The sequence below is a fragment of the Aporhodopirellula aestuarii genome (assembly GCF_023701485.1).
Lineage (GTDB): Bacteria > Planctomycetota > Planctomycetia > Pirellulales > Pirellulaceae > Rhodopirellula > Rhodopirellula aestuarii.
The window spans coordinates 50313-70939 of the sequence record NZ_JAMQBK010000013.1 but is presented as its reverse complement, the minus strand read 5'-3'; the positions used below and the strand labels follow the sequence as shown (position 1 = coordinate 70939).

General features: G+C 57.4%; 12 protein-coding genes. 4 read left to right on the top strand and 8 right to left on the bottom strand.

From position 1 onward, the window contains the following. Positions 1 to 49: 49 nt before the first annotated feature. Both NB063_RS04035 and NB063_RS04030 read right to left on the bottom strand, forming a co-directional pair. Positions 50 to 2116, bottom strand: a complete 2067-nt coding sequence (locus tag NB063_RS04035; RefSeq protein ID WP_250927458.1) for a S9 family peptidase — start codon at positions 2114 to 2116, stop codon at positions 50 to 52. Between the two features lie 372 nt (positions 2117 to 2488). Then, positions 2489 to 3034, bottom strand: a complete 546-nt coding sequence (locus NB063_RS04030; RefSeq protein ID WP_322975058.1) for a DOMON domain-containing protein — start codon at positions 3032 to 3034, stop codon at positions 2489 to 2491. A gap of 605 nt (positions 3035 to 3639) precedes the next feature. On the opposite strand from NB063_RS04030, the gene NB063_RS04025 reads away from it, so the two are divergent. After that, positions 3640 to 6309, top strand: coding sequence for a hypothetical protein (locus NB063_RS04025; RefSeq protein WP_250927456.1), 2670 nt, complete (start codon positions 3640 to 3642; stop codon positions 6307 to 6309). Between the two features lie 172 nt (positions 6310 to 6481). Here NB063_RS04025 and NB063_RS04020 read toward each other — a convergent pair whose 3' ends face one another. After that, positions 6482 to 9277, bottom strand: coding sequence for a YfbK domain-containing protein (locus tag NB063_RS04020; protein ID WP_250927455.1), 2796 nt, complete (start codon positions 9275 to 9277; stop codon positions 6482 to 6484). An 82-nt stretch (positions 9278 to 9359) separates the two neighbouring features. Further along, positions 9360 to 9971, bottom strand: coding sequence for an RNA polymerase sigma factor (locus NB063_RS04015; protein ID WP_250927454.1), 612 nt, complete (start codon positions 9969 to 9971; stop codon positions 9360 to 9362). 144 nt (positions 9972 to 10115) lie between these two features. Here NB063_RS04015 and NB063_RS04010 point away from each other — a divergent pair, with 144 nt between their 5' ends. Beyond that, positions 10116 to 12875, top strand: a complete 2760-nt coding sequence (locus tag NB063_RS04010) for a DEAD/DEAH box helicase (protein ID WP_250927453.1) — start codon at positions 10116 to 10118, stop codon at positions 12873 to 12875. Between the two features lie 54 nt (positions 12876 to 12929). Then, complete coding sequence (locus NB063_RS04005; protein ID WP_250927452.1) at positions 12930 to 14096, top strand: SWIM zinc finger family protein; 1167 nt, start codon at positions 12930 to 12932, stop codon at positions 14094 to 14096. Between the two features lie 188 nt (positions 14097 to 14284). Here NB063_RS04005 and NB063_RS04000 read toward each other — a convergent pair whose 3' ends face one another. The 3 genes from NB063_RS04000 to NB063_RS03990 all read right to left on the bottom strand — a co-directional run bounded on the left by NB063_RS04000 (position 14285) and on the right by NB063_RS03990 (position 16869). Next, the gene (locus NB063_RS04000; protein ID WP_250927451.1) at positions 14285 to 15544 is read right to left on the bottom strand and encodes a hypothetical protein; all 1260 of its coding nucleotides are present in this window, start codon (positions 15542 to 15544) and stop codon (positions 14285 to 14287) included. Positions 15545 to 15765: 221 nt separating this feature from the next. Beyond that, complete coding sequence (locus tag NB063_RS03995; protein ID WP_250927450.1) at positions 15766 to 16041, bottom strand: hypothetical protein; 276 nt, start codon at positions 16039 to 16041, stop codon at positions 15766 to 15768. A gap of 615 nt (positions 16042 to 16656) precedes the next feature. Then, positions 16657 to 16869, bottom strand: coding sequence for a hypothetical protein (locus NB063_RS03990; protein WP_250927449.1), 213 nt, complete (start codon positions 16867 to 16869; stop codon positions 16657 to 16659). 12 nt (positions 16870 to 16881) lie between these two features. Here NB063_RS03990 and NB063_RS03985 point away from each other — a divergent pair, with 12 nt between their 5' ends. Further along, positions 16882 to 19137: a glutamine synthetase III family protein gene (locus NB063_RS03985; protein ID WP_250927448.1), complete on the top strand. Its 2256-nt coding sequence runs from the start codon at positions 16882 to 16884 to the stop codon at positions 19135 to 19137. 156 nt (positions 19138 to 19293) lie between these two features. On the opposite strand, the gene dinB is transcribed toward NB063_RS03985, so the two are convergent. Further along, positions 19294 to 20448 carry a DNA polymerase IV gene (gene dinB, locus NB063_RS03980; RefSeq protein WP_250927447.1) on the bottom strand — a complete coding sequence of 385 codons (1155 nt, stop codon included), beginning with the start codon at positions 20446 to 20448 and terminating at the stop codon, positions 19294 to 19296. Positions 20449 to 20627 lie beyond the last annotated feature (179 nt).

Here is a 20627-nt window from a genome sequence, read left to right as displayed (position 1 = left end):
CCCTCTATCGCCGTTTCGATCTCGCCCGCCGTGTTGCCGACAATCTGGTCTACATCGGTCCCGGTGGAAGGTTCGCGAGCAGGTAGCGGGCGATCAACATTCTGACGTGCACTACCGTGCCGACTCCTTCTCTCAGCCCGTGGTCGCGGTTGGGATAGACCATGTAGTCAAACGGCTTGCCCATCTCGATCAACCGGTCGACCAAGCCTTCGATGATCTGAATGTGCGTGTTCGTCTCACCTGATCCGGTCACGATCAGTAGTTTGCCCTTGAGCCCCTCGGCGTAATTGATCGCTGCCGCTCGTTCGTACCCGTCTGGGTTCACCTCACGGGTTCGCATGTAAATTTCTTGGAACCACGCGTTGTACAAATGAGGTTGGGGTTTCGGCACAACCGCGATTCCCACGTGATACGAATCGGGTTTGCGGAACATGGCGTTGAGGGTATTCGACCCTCCACCGCTCCATCCCCAAATTCCAACACGCGATAGATCGACGTAGGGGAACATCCGTCCCAACTCCTGCAGCCCCGCCTCTTGTTCCTCGGTCGAAAGTGGCCCCAGGCTGCCGAAACTGGCCCGCCGCCATGCGGCACCCTTTGGCGCGGGTGTGCCACGATTGTCGATCGAAACGACGAGATAGCCGAGGTCCGCGATGACGCGGTGGAAATCGACTTGGGCTGCTCCCCAACTATCCAAGACGGTTTGCAGGTAAGGCTCGCCGTAAACGTAAATAAAGACGGGATAGTTCTTCGACTCGTCAAAGTCGCTCGGCTTGGTCACGGACGCATCCATGACGATCCCATCGCCAATGTCGAGCTGAACAAACTCGGTCGGGTTGCATCCGAGCTCCTTGGCGTACTTTCGGACTTCACTGTTGTCTTCGACGACTCGGACAACGCGGTGACCGGCCAACTCGACGAGTTCCACGATGGGCGGCGTGTTGACTGTCGAATACGTGTGAAACGCCCACTTCGCATTGGGCGAGAAGTCATAATCATGCGTGCCAGGCTGATCGGCCGGCGAGATCCGCTCCTTCGTGCCCGAACCGTCCAGCGGCACCCGGTACAAATACTTCTGCGTTCCATTTTCTGGTGACGCATAGAAGTAATACCAACCACCCTCTTCGTCGACGGCGCCACGATCAATAACGTCATACTCACCGGGAGTCAAAACAGCCAACTCGGTGCCATCCCGCGACACCAAAAACGCGTGTCGCCATCCATCCTTTTCGCTGATCACGATGAAGGCCTCGCCACCACGGACCCATGTCAGCCCGACGTTCTTCGCTTGACTACCGACCGCCCAGGCGTCGTCTTTCTCATAATAGATTTGCTTGATCTCTCCGTCTGTTTTGGCCAGCAAGAACTCGTGCACATCTCGAAAACGGCTCATCTTCTCAACGAGAATTTCCTCTGAGTTTCCCGCCCATTCGACTTGGCCCAAATAGAAACCTTCTGGGGGCGATTCGATCGGCAACCATTGCAAATTCGTCCCATCGGAATTCACCACGCCAACGCGGAGTTCCGTGATTTTCTCCCCAACCCGCGCAAAACGACGATTCTGAACGCTCGGATAAGAAGGATCGTCGGTCGACAGCATCGGTCGCTGCCTGACCTCGGTCGAATCCGACTCGACAAACACGATACGACTTCCATCGGGACTCCACTCGGCGTCGTTGTATCGAACGTCTCGCTCGCCGGCGTTCGGCGACAACTTGGTCCGTTCGCCGGTTTCGAGATCTCGTACAAACAGTTTCCGATCGCGATATTCGATAACTCGTTTACCGTCGGGTGAGTATTCCGATCCGCGGAGTGATCGCTTTTCTTCAGCGGTTGTTTCTGTTTTTTCGCCTGTCTCGACGTCATAGGTCACGTCGATTTTCTTTGCCGAATTCGGATCGCGTTCTTCGACGATGTATCCGGAACTGTCGGGCAACCATCGAGCTTCAAACGGTCGAGGCTTGAACACCCCGCGTTCATAGATGTCTTTGAACCGAGACTGCGTTTCCTCATACCAGGATGAGTCGGCAGACGATTGCGGGTGAAGTCCGCCCACACCGAATGCGAGCGTGAACGCGGTTAACAATCGAACGGATACAGCGATCGACCAATGCATGTTGCAGTCCCTGTTGTCTCAGTTTCAGTCGAGCAGCCGAGCGTGTTTGCGATGCGGTTTCATTTCGAACGAAAGCACTGCAACAACGATACGGGCCGCGACGAAGTCACCAAATGGAAGATATTGCCGCCGCCCCTCTCATGCGAAGGGGAGAACGGGGCAGGTCAATAGACTCTATCCACGGGGAAAGATGTTGCCAGCGGAGGCACCACGGACACGGGAGCAATGAGAAAGCTGGCCGAATTGTTCGACGATAACGCTGAAAAGCTGACCATCAGCACATCCGATGGTTGGCGGCAGGCGTATCAATCCCCCCGCGTCGATCGAGACGTGCGCCCGCTGGTCGCTTCGATCAATCGTGATAGATACGAACTATGGCGAGATCAACGCTGCTTCGCCCCACAGCGATGGGTCCTCAACCACTGGGAACGCTTCGCTTAATGTGAACGCTTGATACCCCAGTTCACGATCCGCGACGGCATAGAAGAAGCCCATTCGCGGTTGATCGATCGGATCGTAACCCGTCATCGCTTCGGCCGGGATCAAGCCCGACATTTCGTAACCATCGTGTTTCGGTGCCGCGTGAATTTGAAGCACTTTGTCACCGATCGGCTTCGGGTTGCCACGTGCTCGGTTGATCGGGATCAAACGGGCGACCGGGCGTTCGCGTTGCGGACCGCCCCCGGCGGGTAACCACAGGAAGCGATGACAGTGCTGGGTCGCACGGTGAATGTTGGGGCTATTCCTCGTGTCCATCCAAATGTGCAAACCGTCGCTCTCATCCAATCTCGTGTCACGGCACCACGGCATCGCCCGTTTGCCGGCCACCTTCACGGTGAACCCGATGCCTTCGGGCGCCCACGCCACGCGCAAGTCCGCAAAGATGGGGCCACCCGACAAAGCACCAAATGACGGCAACCGACAGGATTCGGGAAGCGTCAGTCCGCGCGAACTCCACTTCAGTTCATGCCGCAACAATCGCACTTCGAATCGGAAGAGGATCGTGGGGTCTACGAGTTGGGTGTCACTGGCCATGGTCTGTTCGCCACCGGGTCGGTCTAAGAAAACGGGTCCGTCGATCAATTGTGTCGTCTCGCAACCGATCTCGAAAGGCGTCCGATCGGCCCAACAACACGCTCGCAAACGCCCGCTGGGCTCAAATCGTCATCAATGGCCTTTCCTAATCGGCACAGACGGATTGTTTTTGTCAAAATGGTAACTTTCCCTCGCCGATCCTTTTCGCCTATCCGTCACGGGCGTCGATAACATGCCATGCAGCGAAGACGCATGGAAGCGAGTGGACCACTGATCCGGTTTCTTATCTTTTGCCCGGATCGAACGGCGGGGTTCCTTGTTTGCGGTGCGTAGTCGCCTCCCACCTCAACTTTCCCACCATCGGCGGACACCCTTCATTTGTCCGCTGACCTTTGACAGCAAACGCTCTTTATTCCCGTGAATTTTCCGGCGAAGGAGATTCACCACCGGCCGACGCGCAAAGGTTCATCATTGCAAGGATTATTCAGATGAAAAAACGATCATTTCAAAACTGTTCTTATTCGAAATCGACCCGCTCGGCTCGCTCGCGTGTGACTCGTAGCAGCCGCCTCCGCCGCATGTTGCTTGCCGCCCTCATCGGTGGCTCGGCACTCGTGTCGGCGAACACACAACTCTCGGCCGCAGGCATCCCGGTAGATCAACGGGGCGGCATTTCGATTCTCGTTCATGAGTTCAACCCCTCGGATGCCACCGAGGAGAACGAACTCAAAACCGACATCGTTGTTGACGACGGGCACAACAACGATCAGATCGTCGCCGCGGCGACCGAGCCCGCTGCTGAGGAAGCCGTCTCTGACGCACCAGAAGTGAAAGACGAGATCGCCCCCGCGATCGTATCGGTCGGAACCCATGACAGTGTTCCCGATGTGATCGCGAGTGAACCGCCACAGAACATTGCCGCCCATCGAACTTCGAATGAGTTCAATGAGTTCCTCGCCGCGGCAGTGTCGGCATCAGCGGCGAAAGTCGGAATCTCGGTCGAGCAGTTCCTCGAGCCTTTTGCGATGGTTGGCCCCCTCGCAATGAAACCGTTAGCAACGACACCGCTGGATACCACACCAGCACCCCAGGCCGAACTGACAACTGAGAACGCGGTCGAACTCGCCGCCAAACCGACTGCCGAACAACCGGTCGAGCCCGGCGCTGCCGAGACGTCCCCGACTGAGCAACAACTCGCCGAAGCGGTGGCGTTGAATCGCTGGTGGCTCGACGAAGAACCACAGGCGGACGATAGTGCCGTTCCGCTCGCCAAGGCCGAAATCGCCGAGGAAGTGGACTCCGAGGAAGTGGCAGACGTCGACGCAACAACTGTCGAAGCGGCCACCGTCGAAATCGCTTCCGTCGAACCGGTCGATGTCAGCAACGATATTGCCGAAGACGCCACCGTCGACGCCGGCACGCTCGTCGGTTCGGCGCCGTTGATCGCAACGATTCCGGAAGCGTACGCTCCCTATGATTTGGCCGAACGCGATCTGAAACTTGAGTACATGCCGCTCACGACCGTGGTCCCCATCTCGCCCAAGAACTACGTTTCGTTGCCGGCGCAAGATGAACTCGCTCTCGAAGATGAGGTCTCCGTCGCAGTAGAAGCGTCACCTGAGACGATCGCGTCTGTGGAAACGGAAGCGGAAACCGTCGAAATTGCTGACGCCACGACCAGCGAACCGGCAATCTCCGCGTCGCCAGAATGCATCCTCGACGAATGGGCTCACACCGCCGCCGATTGGGCCGAACAAGTCCGCGTGACGGACATCACCTTTGCGACCCTCGGCGAGTCCTTCGGCGACTGGTTCGCGAATCTCACCCCCGCGGCCGCCGAACCGGCAATGCCGACGATGCTGGTCGATAACGAAACCATCCCCGCACCGATCCCCGACGACCTCCCAGACGCGATGCCGATCGATCAAGTCGTCACGTCGGAGGAAATCAGCGTCGAGTCGGTCGAAGTCGCGGCGACCGAAGTCCCGATGATGGATGTCGACGGTGAAATGATTCCTGCCCCTGTTGCCGACGCTGCTCCCAACGCAGCATCCGCGGAACAAATCGTTTCGTCAGAAGAAGAGGCACCCGAATCGGCCGACGTCGCAATGGAAGAAATCGTAGCGGCGGAGATCACGGTGGAAGAAGCCGCGGTCGAAGAATTAGCAGCGACCCAAAACGACTCGATGGAACTAGCCGCGGCCGAGATCGCCTCGAGCGATGCCAACGTGGAAGAAGTCGCTGTGGCAGAGGTCGCTGTCGAAGAAACTGCAGTTGAAGAAGTGGCAGCAGCCGAAGACAACACGGTTGAGATTGCCGCGGCCGAGATCGCCTCCAGCGATGCCAAAGTAGAAGAAGTCGCTGTGGCAGAGGTCGCTGTCGAAGAAGCTGCCGCCAAAGAAGTGGCAGCAACCGAAGACAGCTCGATTGAAATCGCCGCGGCCGAGATCGCCTCCAGCGATGCCAACTTGGAAGAAGTCGCTGTGGTAGAGGTCGCTGTTGAAGAAGCTGCCGTCGAAGAAGTGGCAGCAACCGAAGACAACACGGTTGAGATTGCTGCGGCCGAGATCGCCTCCAGCGATCCCAACGTAGAAGAAGTCGCTGTGGCAGAGGTCGCTGTCGAAGTAGCCGCCGCCGAAGAAGTGGCAGCAACCGAAGTCAGTTCGATTGAAATCGCCGCGGCCGTGATCGCCTCCAGCGATGCCAACGTGGAAGAAGTCGCTGTGGCTGAGGTGGTTGTCGAAGAAGCCGCTGTGGAAGAAGTGGCAGCAGCCGAAGACAAAACGACTGAAATCGCAACGGCTGAGATCGCCACCAGCGAAATCATCATCGCCGAAATCGTCACGATGGAAATCGACGGCGAAGTGATTCCCGCACCGATCGCTGACGAAGCCACCGATGCGGCCCCCCAAGAGCAAGTCGTTGCAATCGAATCGGAACAGTCGGCGACGGAATCGCTCGCGGCTGCCGAAATCTCGGTTCCCGACTACTCAGACAAGATGTCGATCTCGTCGCTGATCGCCGCCATCAACAAGTGGCAACGGCTGACAATCGCGGAAATCCTGGCCGCCGATGATACCGAATCAGCACCGATCGACGGCCCCGCCGCCGAGATCGCTGAGGCGAGTGATTCGACCGACGAAACTCTGATCCGATAATCAGATAATCACTTGCGAGTCCGCTCGCTCAGTGCCTAAAAGTTGCCGGAACCCTGAGAGGCAGAGAACACGAGACGGGAGAGTCCACGGATCAAAAGATCCGTGGCTCTTCCCCCTCGAAAAGTTCTCTGCCTCTTTTCATGCGCCCGTCTCGCCGACGCGCGCCCTCACCTCACTCGGAAACGGTCAGCTCGCGAGCCTTTCGGACCAGTTCGACCAACTCACTTCGCAGCCCGTGGGTGTCTTCGCCAGTCGCTGACTGAGCCACTCGCAACACATCGTCGTAGGTCCACGATCCGGCGAATTCGCTGCCTCGCAACTGCATGCCGAACGCGGCCACGGCGGCGGCAAAGCGAAAATCAACATCCGCCTGACTGAAGGGCAACTGTGAGTTATCGAGAACCCGAGTCATCAAAGTGCTCGTGTCTCCTTGCGGCGGTTTGTAACGCAGTTTCAGAGTCAGCATTTCGGTCGTGGACACGACGTCGTCTTGAGTCGCCATCGTATTCTCCGAGGTACTTTCCTCGCCCGACGCATCGTCATCAACGACACCCTCATCGGAGGCAGCGGTCGCGTTTGGCGCGGGTTGATACTTCAGGGGATCCACTGCGGGTGCGACCGCGTCAGGTAACGTGCCCGCCGGGACTACTTCGTAGAACGCCGTCACCCGGTGGCCCGCCCCGATCTCACCGGCATCTTTGGTGTCGTCGTTAAAATCCTCTTTGGCGAGCACGCGGTTTTCGTATCCGATCAATCGGTACGCCGACACAACAGCCGGATTGAACTCGATCTGGATCTTGACGTCTTTCGCAACCGTCACCAACGTTCCCGTCAATTGATCCGAAAGCACCTTGCGAGCTTCACCGATTGTGTCCACGAACGCGTAGTTTCCTTCGGCATCGTTCGAGATTTTCTCCATCATCGCGTCGTTGTGGTTCCCGATGCCAAAACCGAGAACCGTTAAGTCGATCCCAGACTTGGCCTGCTTGCGAGCTTCACGCACCAATTGATCCGTGCCAGTCATGCCGACGTTGAAGTCGCCATCACTGCACAAGATCACGCGGTTAACGCCGTCCTTGATGAAGTGATCACGAGCGGTGTCGTAGGCGAGCTGCAAACCAGCACCACCGTTGGTGCTGCCGCCCGATCGCAATTGAGTCAACGCTCGGAGGATCTTCTTGCGATTCTTCACGGGAGTCGAATCGAGCACCAACCCCGCTGAACCGGCATACACAACGATCGCGACTTGGTCATTGCCTTTGAGTTCTTTGAGCAACACCTTCATGCCATCAATCACGAGCGGCAATTTGTTCGCCGAACTCATGGAACCGCTGGTGTCGATCAGAAACACGAGATTGCAACGGGGGCGTTCCTTCTCCGTCAGCGTCTTGGCTTGCAATCCAACTCGCACGAGCCGGTGTTTGGGCTCCCACGGACACACCGTCGCCGTCATCGCGGCAGCAAACGGGTCGCTCGGTTCGCCGTCCATGCTCGACGGGCCGGAGTAGTCGTAGTCAAAATAGTTGACCATTTCTTCGATCCGGACCGAATCGGGACGCGGCAATTGGTTCCGCTGCAGATAGCTCCGGACCTTCGAGTAGCTCGCCGTGTCGACGTCGATCGACAACGTGCTGAGCGGATGTTCCGAAACACGACGGAATTCGTTTTCGTCGATCGGACTGAATTTATCCCCCGATGACCCAGGACCTGTTCCGAGCCCTGGCATCATCATATCTAGAGATGAATTCTCCGCCGGGTGCGATGGCGCGGGTAACGGTGGCACCATTCCAAGTGGCCTCTCACCGGTCACAATCGCTTCCGACTTCTTCTTGGATTCAGTGCGAGAAAGCATCTTCCCGCCGCGTTGTTCCTCTGATGAGGCCACCGCGCTCTGCGGCTTGACCATCGGATTTTTCGAAAGCCGCGAGAAGCCTTCGTCATTGGCAATCTTTTCGTCTGCCTCTGCCATCGGTGACGCCAACGCCATCGCGGGTTGGTCCCGACTCTCGATGTCACTTCGGCGTGCATCCTGAGGGCGATTGACTGGAGCCGACGATGCAACGGGAGCGGCCCCGCTCATCATCATGTCCATCTCCATTCCTTCCATGGCGTCGTCCATATCCATATCCATCATGTCCATACCCATCCCTCGTCGTGAGCGAGGCTGGGCCGGACCATTGCCTCCCATGCTCATTCCCGAATCACCAAGCATTGGCATTTCCATGGCTTCTGTCGCCATGCCCCCAGCCCCCATGCCCATCTCCATACTCGGACCGGTACTCACCGGTTCACCTTTCTCGTTCGACGCTACCGCCACACTCTTGCCCGAGGTGCGGCTTTCGACGACCGATCGATCGCGGTTGGCAAAGTTCATCGGCTGCGAAACGTCGTCACCCGCTATCTCACCCGGTTCAGAGAACGGCCTCATCCCGGATGAGTCAGCTTCCGACGCGGCTCGCACAGAACCGATCTCTTCGTCGACAACACCTGGATTCTCTTGACGCCCCTGTTGCGCAATCTCTTCGCTTTCTAACTGTGACGAAGCCACCGGCTGCAAATCGCTTTTCATCGCCGTTTGCATGCCCGGCCGCGACATCATCGCCGGCAAGGCCAATCCGATAAGCAAGATCGAGGCCGCAACGGCCCACAGCACGAACCGCTTGTTTGGCGTCTGGTCCGTACTCGCGCGGTGAGTGTCAACATTCGCCGCGCCCGCGATCTTCTCACGACGATCCGCATCGAGCGTGGTGGTCGGCATCGACGCATAAAAGCCAGCCAGTTTGTCGGCGACCTCGCGTGCTTGTTCCACCGCACGGGCGAGTTCCTCGTTGCCGCTCATCTCGGATTCAAATGCGGCTGTTTCTTCGGGAGGTAATTCCCCCATCACGTATGCCGTGATCCGTTCGTCGTCCCAGGTGGACGCTCCTCCCGACGATTCGTCAGGTCGAAAATTCTGTTCTGATGACATGGTAATGAACCTATAAAAATGTTTTGTGTTGGATGTTTGCCGCACGTCGCCAATGCCCGTTCCGGCGGCAACGTGATTTGGCTTATGTCGCGACGAGTTGCTTCCTCAAAGTCGCGACGGCCTGATGTAGATGAAAGCCGACGTTGGACGTCGTCAGCCCGGTGACGTCAGCGATCTCGCGGTAACTCAGCCCGGCCTGCATCCGCAACTGAATGATCTCGCGTTGCCTGGGTGTTAATCCACTGATGGATTCTGCGACAAGGCGGTGCTCTTCGCCCGCGACCGCCACGTCGTCGGGCGTCGGACCGGGATCCAAGACGGCTGCCTCGGCGGAAGAGTCGCGGGAGCCGTCTGACTTCTCCCGCACGGCAAAACTTTGGGGTGTTCGCTTACGTTGCATGTCAATCACTCGCGTTCGACAAACCGTGAACAACCAGGGTGCCAAACGGGCGGCAAACTCGGCGAGAGTCGGCGGTTCGTCTGTGCTCGCGACATCGCGGGCTTTCCGACAAAGTTGCAGAAATGTTTCCTGCACCGCGTCCTGAGCCGCACATCGGTCACGAAGCAAACCGGCCGCGTAGGCCAGCAAACTTCGCTGATGCTCATCGACGGCACGAGCAATCAATTCGCTCGGATCGTCAATAGCATCCGCCGATGACACGCCCTCGGGCCTGGTTACCGCTTTGGCTGTCATGGTGGTTCAACTGGGAATGGAAAAAGAATAGAAAAGAGACGAAACCGATCCGCCTACGAGTGACAACGCATCGATGAACGCTTTCTTAGCAAATTTATCGAAATTGATTCACGCCGATCGTTTCATCCTTGAAAGCAATCGTTGATGCCAGCCCACAAGATCGCCGTTCTGCCCTCCGGCCACCTCCACCTCGTCACGGCCACGGATGAAGACGTCGCGTTCGGAATCGCCTCCGAATTGCCCGCTAAACTGATCACGGCGTTCAACAAATCGGTCGCCGCGGGGCTCACGTCGCTGGTCTCATCCGCCTGCGACGGACCACTGCCCGCATCGCTGCACTTTTGGCGTGAATTCGCGAACCGCTACTTTACCGCGCTGCGACGACGCAATGCGACGGGCGGCAAAGACTGGCATTCCCCCGAACCGCCCGACAATGAAACGCTTCGCGAAATCCTCGCATCCGCGCCCCCCATGCTCGGCCTCGAATACGCCAGTCCCGATTCGCTGCGAGCAACCTGGTCGGACCTTGACGAACTCACCGCATCTGCGGCAACCAAACGCAAAGGTGGCCTCGCCAGTTACCTGCATTCCCTCCGTCCTGAATGGAACCTGCTCGGCCGCGTCACATTCCACCTCGCCGAAAACAAAAAGAATCCCGACCGACCGTTCGCGTTTCTCGCCACCTACACCCAACCCGAATCGACCGGCGGCACACCCCGACACATCCCGTTGTCCGAAGCCCTCAAGGCATCCATCGCGGCAGGTGATACCAAACAACTCGACGCCCTGCTTACCCCCGTCGCTCGCGCGGCCGAGACGTGCCCCTCGATCGCGAAGATGCTCGAATCCAAAGCACTATTCTCTCCCCAAGCGTGGGGAATTGGCCAAGCCTACGAGTTCTTCACGTCCGTTCCGCAACTCGAAGAGAGCGGCGTCATCGTCCGCGTCCCTGACTGGTGGAACGCGGCACGCCCACCGCGTCCCCAAGTCACCGTGCGGGTCGGCACGAAATCGCAATCGGTCCTCGGCGGTGATTCCCTCGACCTCGATGTCGACGTCAGCATTGACGGCCAACCACTCAGCCCAGAGGAACTCGTCGCTCTCATGAACGCTCGCGAAGGGATGGCGTTACTGCGAGGCAAATGGGTGCAGGTCGATGCCGAACAATTGAAATCGGCAATACATCAATGGGAACAACTACGCGACGCACACGCCACCGGTGTCGGCTTCCTCGAAGGCATGCGACTGCTCTCGGGGGCATCGATCACCGGCGATGACTTTGACGAAACGCTGCAACCGTGGACTCGCATCGAACCGGGCGCGTGGCTCGCCGAAACGCTCGACGCACTCCGTGACCCGAGCGGAAAATTGGATCTCGATCCCAACAATCGACTCAACGCTTCGCTGCGCCCCTACCAAGCTGACGGGGTCGCGTGGCTGTACTTCGCCACCAAACTCGGTATCGGCGTCTGCCTCGCCGATGACATGGGCCTTGGTAAAACGATCCAAATCATCTCACTGCTATTACAACTGAAATACCCCGAGACAAAATCCAAAAAGAAAGTCGCCGCCAAAAAAGCAAAGCCACCCAAAGGCACGACGACGAATCCCAGCCTCCTGATCCTCCCCACGTCGTTGCTAGGCAATTGGCAACGCGAAGTCGAGCGGTTCGCGCCCGACCTCAATCTTTACATCGCTCACCGCAGCAGCGTCGACGCGTCCGAACTCAAACGCATCGCCGACAACCCCGCCAAGGAACTCGCCGGCTACGACCTCGTCGCAACCACGTACGGTCTTGCGCGTCGGCAAAAGTGGCTTACTGACGTCGATTGGAATCTCGTCATTCTCGACGAAGCCCAAGCGATCAAGAATTCCGGTGCGGCACAAACCAAAGCGATCAAACAAATCCCCGCTCGCGGGCGAATCGTGTTGTCAGGAACCCCCGTCGAAAACCACCTCGGCGATTTGTGGTCGCTCTTCGATTTCTGCTCACCTGGACTTCTCGGAACGGCAACTCAGTTTAAAAAGTTCGTCAACGCTAAGGACGAAACCGATCGAACCGCTCGCTTGGCGAGCGTCCGGCGTCTGATCAGTCCCTACGTGCTGCGGCGGATGAAAACCGACCCTCGCATCGTTCCCGACTTGCCACAGAAAACTGAAATGCGGGTCGATTGCGGGCTCACGACAACTCAGGTCGCTCTGTACCGCGCCGTCACCGATGATCTGGAAAAATCGCTCGACATTACATCCGGAATGCAGCGGCGTGGCTTGGTGCTCGGCGCTTTGATGCAGCTCAAACAAATCTGCAATCACCCTGCCCTTCACCTCAAACAGTCCAACTTCGACGTCGACGCGTCCGGCAAATACTCGCAACTCCGCTCCATTGCCGAAAACATCATCGAGAAACAGGAGAAGATGCTCGTTTTCACCCAGTTCCAATCGATGTGCGGCCCCATCTCTGAATTCCTCGCCGGCGTGTTTGGTCGCGAAGGGCTCGTCCTCACCGGCAAAACCGCCACCAAGAAACGCGGCCAATTGGTCAAGCAATTCCAAGACGAATCGGGGCCTCCATTCTTCGTCATCTCCGTCAAAGCCGGCGGCACCGGCCTCAACCTCACCGAAGCTTCGCACGTCGTCCACTTCGACCGATGGTGGAATCCCGCCGTGGAAGACCAAGCCACCGATCGGGCGTTTCGAATCGGACAGAAACGGAACGTGCTCGTGCACAAATTTGTTTGCCGCGGCACCCTGGAAGAACGAATCGACGATATGATTCGCGACAAGAAACAACTCAGCCGCGAACTGTTTGGTGGTGACGGTAAAGACGAAATTCAGTTGACCGAGATGTCGAACGAACAACTCATCGACTTCGTTTCACTCGATCTCACGAAGGCCAAAGCCTAGCGGCATCGATCAGTTCCATTTTTCACAAATTTCCCGAAACAAACGGCTCATCTCATGTCCTGGTATGGCGGCTTCGCGCCCTACGTTCCCGTCGGCCAACGCATTGCCGAAGGCAAAGCGGAAGTGATCAGGCGACTCGGCAAAGACGAGAAACCACAACCGATCAAAATCAGCGGCAACGGAATCGCGACGACATTCTGGGGAAAGAATTGGTGTACCCATCTCGAAAAGTACAGCGATTTCTCCAATCGACTCCCCCGCGGCCGCACCTATGCTCGCAACGGATCCATCGCCCATCTGCGGATCACCAAAGGCAAGATCACCTCAATGGTCTGCGGCTCGTACTTGTACGAGATCGAGATCAAAATCGATCCGTTGCCCGCTGCAACATGGGCCGCGATCTGTCGCAGTTGCAGTTCATCAATCCATTCGATCATGGACCTCATGCGGGGCAGACTCGGTGACGACGTCATCCGCCGCATCACCGAACCGAAGTCGGGAATGTTCCCTGCGAACAACGAGATCCGGTTGCGATGCTCCTGCCCGGATGGAGCCTATTTATGCAAACATCTCGCCGCGACGCTTTACGGCGTCGGACACCGACTCGATAGCTCCCCCGAACTCCTCTTCCTGCTACGCTGCGTCGACCAGAACGAACTGATTTCTCAAGCCATCAGTGCTGAAGGCGCAGCGTCCGCGATGGGCCTCGATGAGAATTCCGGACTGGGCGACGAAGACCTGGGGGCGATGTTCGGAATCGAACTGGCCGACACGCAGGCGGCACCAGCACCGGTAACTCCCAAAACGGCAAAGCGTAAAACATCCAAGAAGAAAACGACTACTAAGAAAAAGGCCATTAAGAAGAAGGCATCCAAAAAGAAGACTCGGAAGCCCGCCGCCAAGAAGAAAGCGACAAAAAAGAAAGCACCGAAAAAGCGAAGCGTCCAAGCCAAGAAGAAAACGAAAACGGCGAAACCAAAGTCCACCGCCAAACAGGTAGGGACCAAAAAGCGGTCGACCAAGAAACCAACCGTTAAGAGATCGGCTACCGGCAAGAAAAAGCCAGCTACCAAAAAGCCGGCCGCTCGAACTGCAAAACCGGCGAAAAAGAAATCAAAGAAAAAATCGACGAAGAAGGCTGCAAAACGCAAAACGGGTGTCAAGAAACGCAGCCGGAAACAGTCCTCCGAAACGCCGAAGGTCGTGATCCGACTCGGCTAATCCAGATATTGCGTAGGCCGGACCGAGGTCGCGAAAAACCCTGCCGTATTCGCATAAACTTGATTTGCTAGAAATACTTTCTGTTATTTCCAAAATCAATCGATTTGCGACCGTAGTTCCGGCTTGGTAACGGTTTATGCGATACGGCCTACGAATCGCGTGCAATGTCCGGGCTAATCCGAGACAACTCAGTCAGCGAGCTGGAGTTCGAGGATCGGTCGCAGGATTGCCTTCAACTCTTCGTTGTCCGTCGATTGCCCTGCCACGATTGCCGATGCTTGCATCTGCTTGAGCGCATCTTGGGCCGCTTCCGCTGCCAAGCTCGGATCGGTCATCGAATAGCGAACCTGGTTTGCATCCAACCGAAACTGAACCCACCGAGCGTCAAACGCGTTGGCGTCTTCCACACTCGCATACCGTTGCAATCGCGTCTGGGGAATCGTGTCGGACGGTCGGGCAACACGGATGGTTCGATTGCCTGATGAGGATGCTAGCGACCCATCGCTCCGCGAGACGGGTTTATCCGACAACCGTTCACGTGCCAGTGCGTTTGCCATCTCATCTTCGCCCGTGATTACTTCCGCCGGGTCATCGAGGTCAATGTCGTCATCGGCATCACCCTGGTCAGAGCTTGCATCATTGGTGGAATCCGCTCCCAGCCGATTCTCGACCATGTAATCAACATCGTGATCATAGTCATCTGAATCGTAGATCGAGTCGGTGCTGTAGGGGAGCGACGACGACAGCGTCCAGCCTTCCCGCTTGCTGATCCTGTCCGACGCTGGCCCGGCAATACCGTCTGGGCTCGCCGCTGCGATGGCACCTTCAATTGCGTCCTCTTGAGCATCCGCGAGATTTGCCCGTTCAGCCGGAGTCTCGTCGACGTAGTCATCCACGCGATACTGATCGATGTCGACGCGTGCCTGTTGCGGCAAACGCTCGTCATCCAGCCCAGGGTCCTCGGCTCCAGCGGGCGACTCGGTGTCGAATCGCTTGATGCCCGCCACAGGCGCGGTGTCCACCGCAGGAGAAGAATCTTGTGTTGTCCCGGTCGTTTGATCGGCAAACTGCTCAAGCCGATCGCCGACCCGCGTCGCGGCGGGATCTCGTGTGCCTGTCAATCCGCTGTTTGTTTGGTCGACTCTGCCCCATCCGAACGCTTCGAGTGCCACCACAGCTCGCTGCGACTCGACAGCCAACGCTCGCATCGACGCACGCTGATCTTCGGTTTCGGCGTACCTCATCGCCACCCCCGCCAACTTGCGTGTCAAGTTCGCGTCACTCCAGACGACTCCCGCCAACGCCCAATCGCTAATGTCAGCGGCCTCAGCAGCGGCGACTTCCCGCGGCAGACTTTCCGCCGCGTTCTGCTGGGAAAACACCGAGGTGCTCGTCGAGGCAGAAAGCAAAAGGGCCAAGGTAAAGGACGGACGAATTCGAATGGGCATGACAGGCTTCCTGGAAATGATTCGCACGCCCGCAGCCCGAGTGCATTTTGGAATTCTTCCTAGGTAACGCACATTCGCCAGATCGTGGACCAATCGATCAGTGGCTACGTTCGCCGAACCGTGGTCCACCGTCTCGCGACGGCGGCTACTAAAGAGAATGCTCGAGACTGCGGGGAGTGCAGCAACTGGCGGGGACAAATCAACAATCAACCGACGACGATTTACTCATCGCTTGGGACGGAGACGTCCACGTCGGGCAACGACATCGTGCGTTCTTTGCTATCGACGTCCACATCGACATCAGGGACATCCACCTTTTTCTCTTCCATCGAAACGTCTACGTCCGGAGTTTCAACGTCATAGCTCGGCAACGCGCCTGGCTCGGCATCGACGTCCACGTCGGGCAATCGGCCCTCCGAAGTCTGATCAACGTCGCATCCGGTCGTGGCAACCATCAGGCCACCGGCAAATAGGATTGAAAGGAATTGCTTAAACATCGCAGTCACTCTTGGGTTGATAAGTCGGAGGCTCGTATCGACGCCGATCTCCGACCGGGTGTGTATTGTTTTCGTCGATAAAACCGAGGGAACGCAATCAGCATGCCAACACACGCATCGCCTTTTGAAACACTGTGTTTTCTGCTGCCAAACGGCTCGCCGCCCCCCAAACTGAATCGCCACGCAGCAAGCCGAGACGACCGTGGTCATTCAGCGACCATCCGAAATCCCGAACCACCAACCCCTCGGCTCACCCGTCAACTCGGCTCTGCCGCGTCTCTGAGATGCGGCGTAAACCCTGTCGGCTAGTCGATTTGACAACGCCAGCGACTGGTTTGCGCACAGAGCAGGCACAACGCCACCATTTCGAGCTTTGCATGCCTATTGCGTTGGCGAGTGATCACAAACGGAAACGAAAGCGGCGACGGCCTGTCCCTAAAAAGCAAAAGTTTCCTACCGCCTTCGACGACATACGGACCTGTGCCGCCCGCTGAGGGCGGGATCGTCGCCGCTACTCAGCACGCCCATACGCCGTCGGACTTACTGGCCTAATCGTTGCGTTGGTCATCCTTCGCACGCACGCGAAAGGACAAACAACCATCACATCCGGTCGAATCAGTCGAACGGAGCGTCGATGGTCGAGCTTTCGTACAAGGATCCGCGTGCTTTCTGCGCCAGGACGGCATCGATCCATTTCTTCATCGGCTCGTTACTCGTTAAACGGGCCAGTTGCTTCGTCGACGTTCGCAAATCACCGGGGACGTCCCCTGTTTCACTTTGGCGGTCTGCAAGACGACTGCCTCGCCTTTGGCCACTCTCTTTTTCCATTGAGGAGCTCATATGAGCACGACGCTGTCCCCACCCGCATCCGCATCGCAATCGAACTCAGGTTCGGCATCGAACCCAGGCTATTCAGGCGGCAAGACGCCTCGCCAAGCAGCCGTCGCAGCAGCGACCAATTACGCTTCCAAGGCATCGCAAATCAAGTTTGTCGACGTCACCGCGCAAGAGTACTACTCGGCAAACGTTTTCAACAAAAACGTCATGAAGGATCGGCTTCCCAAGTCGATCTACAAATCATTGATGGCCACCATCGATGCGGGCGAAAAACTCGATCCTGAAATCGCCGACATCGTCGCTTCAGCGATGAAAGATTGGGCGATGGAAAAAGGAGCGACTCACTACGCTCACATCTTCTATCCACTCACCGGCGCAACGGCTGAGAAACACGATAGTTTCCTTTCGCCAACAACCGACGGCAGCACGCTTTCGGAATTCAGCGGCAAACAACTGATCCAAGGCGAACCGGACGGATCGAGTTTCCCGACCGGCGGTATCCGCGTCACTTCGCAAGCCCGCGGATACACGATTTGGGACGTGACCAGTCCCGCCTACATCCTCGAAAACCCAAACGGTGCAACACTCTGTATTCCGACCGCGTTCGTTTCGTGGACCGGCGAAGCACTCGACAAGAAAACGCCTGTCCTGCGTTCGATGCAGGCCCTCAACAAACAGGCCCAACGCATCCTCAAACTCTTCGGTCACCAAGATGGTGCGTTCGTCGCATCGACCGCAGGCCCCGAACAAGAATACTTCTTGATCGACCGTAGTTTCTACTACGCACGTCCCGACTTGATCGCCGCCGGACGCACGCTGTTCGGGTCAAAACCACCGAAAGGCCAAGAGTTCGACGATCACTACTTCGGAGCCATCCCAGAACGTGTGCTCGCGTTCATGATGGAAGCCGAACGTGAACTGTTCAAGCTCGGCATTCCAGTCAAAACACGTCACAACGAAGTGGCACCTGGACAATTCGAAGTCGCTCCTGTCTTCGAATCGGCGAACGTTGCCGCGGATCACCAGCAATTGATGATGCTGATCTTGCGAAAGACCGCCGAGAAATACGGGATGTCGTGCCTGATGCACGAGAAACCGTTCGCCGGCGTCAACGGATCCGGAAAACACGTCAACTGGTCGCTCGGCAGTAGCTCACAAGGCAACATGCTCAGCCCTGGAGACACGCCTCACGACAACGCCCAGTTCCTCGTGTTCTGTGCCGCCGTTATTCGCGCCGTCTATCGGCACCAAGGACTGTTGCGAGCCGTTGTGGCAACCGCCGGTAACGATCACCGTCTCGGTGCAAACGAAGCTCCTCCGGCGATCATCTCGATCTTCTTAGGTGATCAGCTCACCGACGTGTTCGAGCAAATCAAGACAGGCGGCGCCAATTCGTCGATACCATCCGGCACGCTGACTGTCGGTGTCGACGTTTTGCCGCCGCTCCCGAAAGACGCAGGCGACCGGAACCGAACCAGCCCGTTTGCGTTCACCGGAAACCGTTTCGAATTCCGCGCCGTTGGATCGAACCAGTCCATCGCCGGGCCACTCGTTGCGATGAACACCATCATCGCCGAGTCGGTCGACTACTGTGCCACAACGCTTGAGAAAGCCACCGGCGGCGACCCCGCCAAGTTGAACGGGGCCGTGCAAGCGTTGTTGACCGAAATCATCAACGAATGCTCCGCGGTCATCTTCGACGGCGACGGATATTCCGAAGAATGGCACAAGGAAGCCGAAGAACGAGGTTTGCTCAACCTCAAGACAACGGCCGACGCGTTGCCTCAACTGCTCAAACCTGAAACGATTGAGCTCTTCGAATCCTACGGCGTGTTGTCACCACGGGAACTACACAGCCGTTTCGAAACCTACGTCGAGCAATACTGTCTCTCAATCGATGTGGAAGCGGCGCTCGCCGTGAAGATCGCCAAGACGCAAATCTTCCCAGCCGCGATTCGCTACCAAAGTGAATTGGCTGCGACGTGTGCGAACCTCAAGGCGATCGGTTATGACTTCGATACCGACACGCTCGATGCCGTCACCGTCCTCGTCAAATCGCTGCAAGACAGCATTGCCAAGTTAGAATTCGCAATCGCCGATGGCGAAGCGTCCGACCCGATGGACGAAGCCAAACATCACTGCGACGCGATCTTGCCAGCCATGCTCGAAGTACGTAAGTACGTCGACCAACTGGAAGCTTACATCGCGGACGATTTATGGCCATTGCCAACCTATGCCGAAATGCTCTTCATCAAATAGGCTGCGATCGCCTTGCTGAACGGAAGCGGTGGTTTTGCACTTGTCACCGCTTCCGTCTCAGCATCGCATCCAACGATCCCCGTCTTCGGCTCGTCCGCTGGCGGGGATTGTTGCTTTCCTAATGCTTCCCATTGCGTCCTGATGCAGCCCTGAGCCTCACGGCTCAAGCGTCGTGCCGCGACGTATCGCGCCTTTGCCGAAGCGGTCTAGAATCGAATCAGTCGCCCGATCAACCTGCGTGTCACGCAGCCCGTTGTCGTCAAACAAATCCAACTGGCGAGTACGCGAACTCGCCAAAGAACCAACCCCCATTCCAACCAGACGCACCGGCTGATCGATCGCGATGCGGCTGAACAACGCATCGCGAGTTGTCTCCCACAACTGCGTGGTCGAATTCGTCGGGGTCTTCAAGGTCACCGAACGGGCCACCGTGTTGAAATCGCTGAATCGCAGTTTCAACGTCACCGTGCTACCGTAACGGCCATGACGCCGCAATCGTCTGCCGACCTGTTCCGTCAATCGTAACAGTATCGCCTTCAAGACCTCATGGTCCGAAATGTCCGCGTGAAACGTCGTCTCGTGCGAGATCGATTTTGCCTCACGATCCGGGACGACCTTGCGTGGATCGCGGCCCCAAGCCAGTTCCGCCAAATGGTTGGCGGAGCCACTTCCGATCGTCCGCGACAAGAGTTCACGGTCGACCTTTCGCAGATGCTCAACACGGTAAATACCGAGCCGCCCCAGTCGCTCCTCCGCCCGCTTGCCCACGCCCCAAATCTTGTTGATCGGCAACGGATCTAAAAAAGCATGAACGTTGTCAGGATCCACGACGGTAAACCCGCGAGGCTTCTCATGCCCGCTGGCAACCTTCGCGAGGAACTTGTTCGGCGCCACGCCAACTGACGCATCCAAACCGAGTTCATCGTGGATCGCTTGTTGAATTTGCCGGCCGATTTCAATCCCACTACCAAACAACGCTTGGCAACCCGAAACATCCAAGAACGCTTCATCGAGTGAGAGCGGCTCAACGAGCGGTGTGTAGCGATGGAAGATTTCACGGATCTGCCGCGAAATCCCCGCGTACACGTCCATCCGCCCCCGAACGATCACGAGCTCGGCACACCGTTGCACCGCCGTCCGCATCGGCATGGCGCTGAAAATCCCATACCTGCGAGCCTCATAACTGGCCGCCGCCACGACACCACGACCGGACGCACTTCCACCCACCACAAGTGCTTTCCCACGCAGCGACGGATCGTCTCGCTGTTCAACCGACGCGTAGAACGCGTCCATGTCGATGTGCAAAATCATGGGAATCTGTCGATCGCCTGCATCGCGTCCGGGGAAAGCCACTCAAAGAGCCAACACCATCGCCTCAGTCCGCTCGCCAGTCAATTCCTCTAGTGGAACGTACTCCGAGGGCCACCTCACCATCGACATTCTCGCCTCACGACTATTTCACATCACATGGGTACGTGAGAGCCAACGGA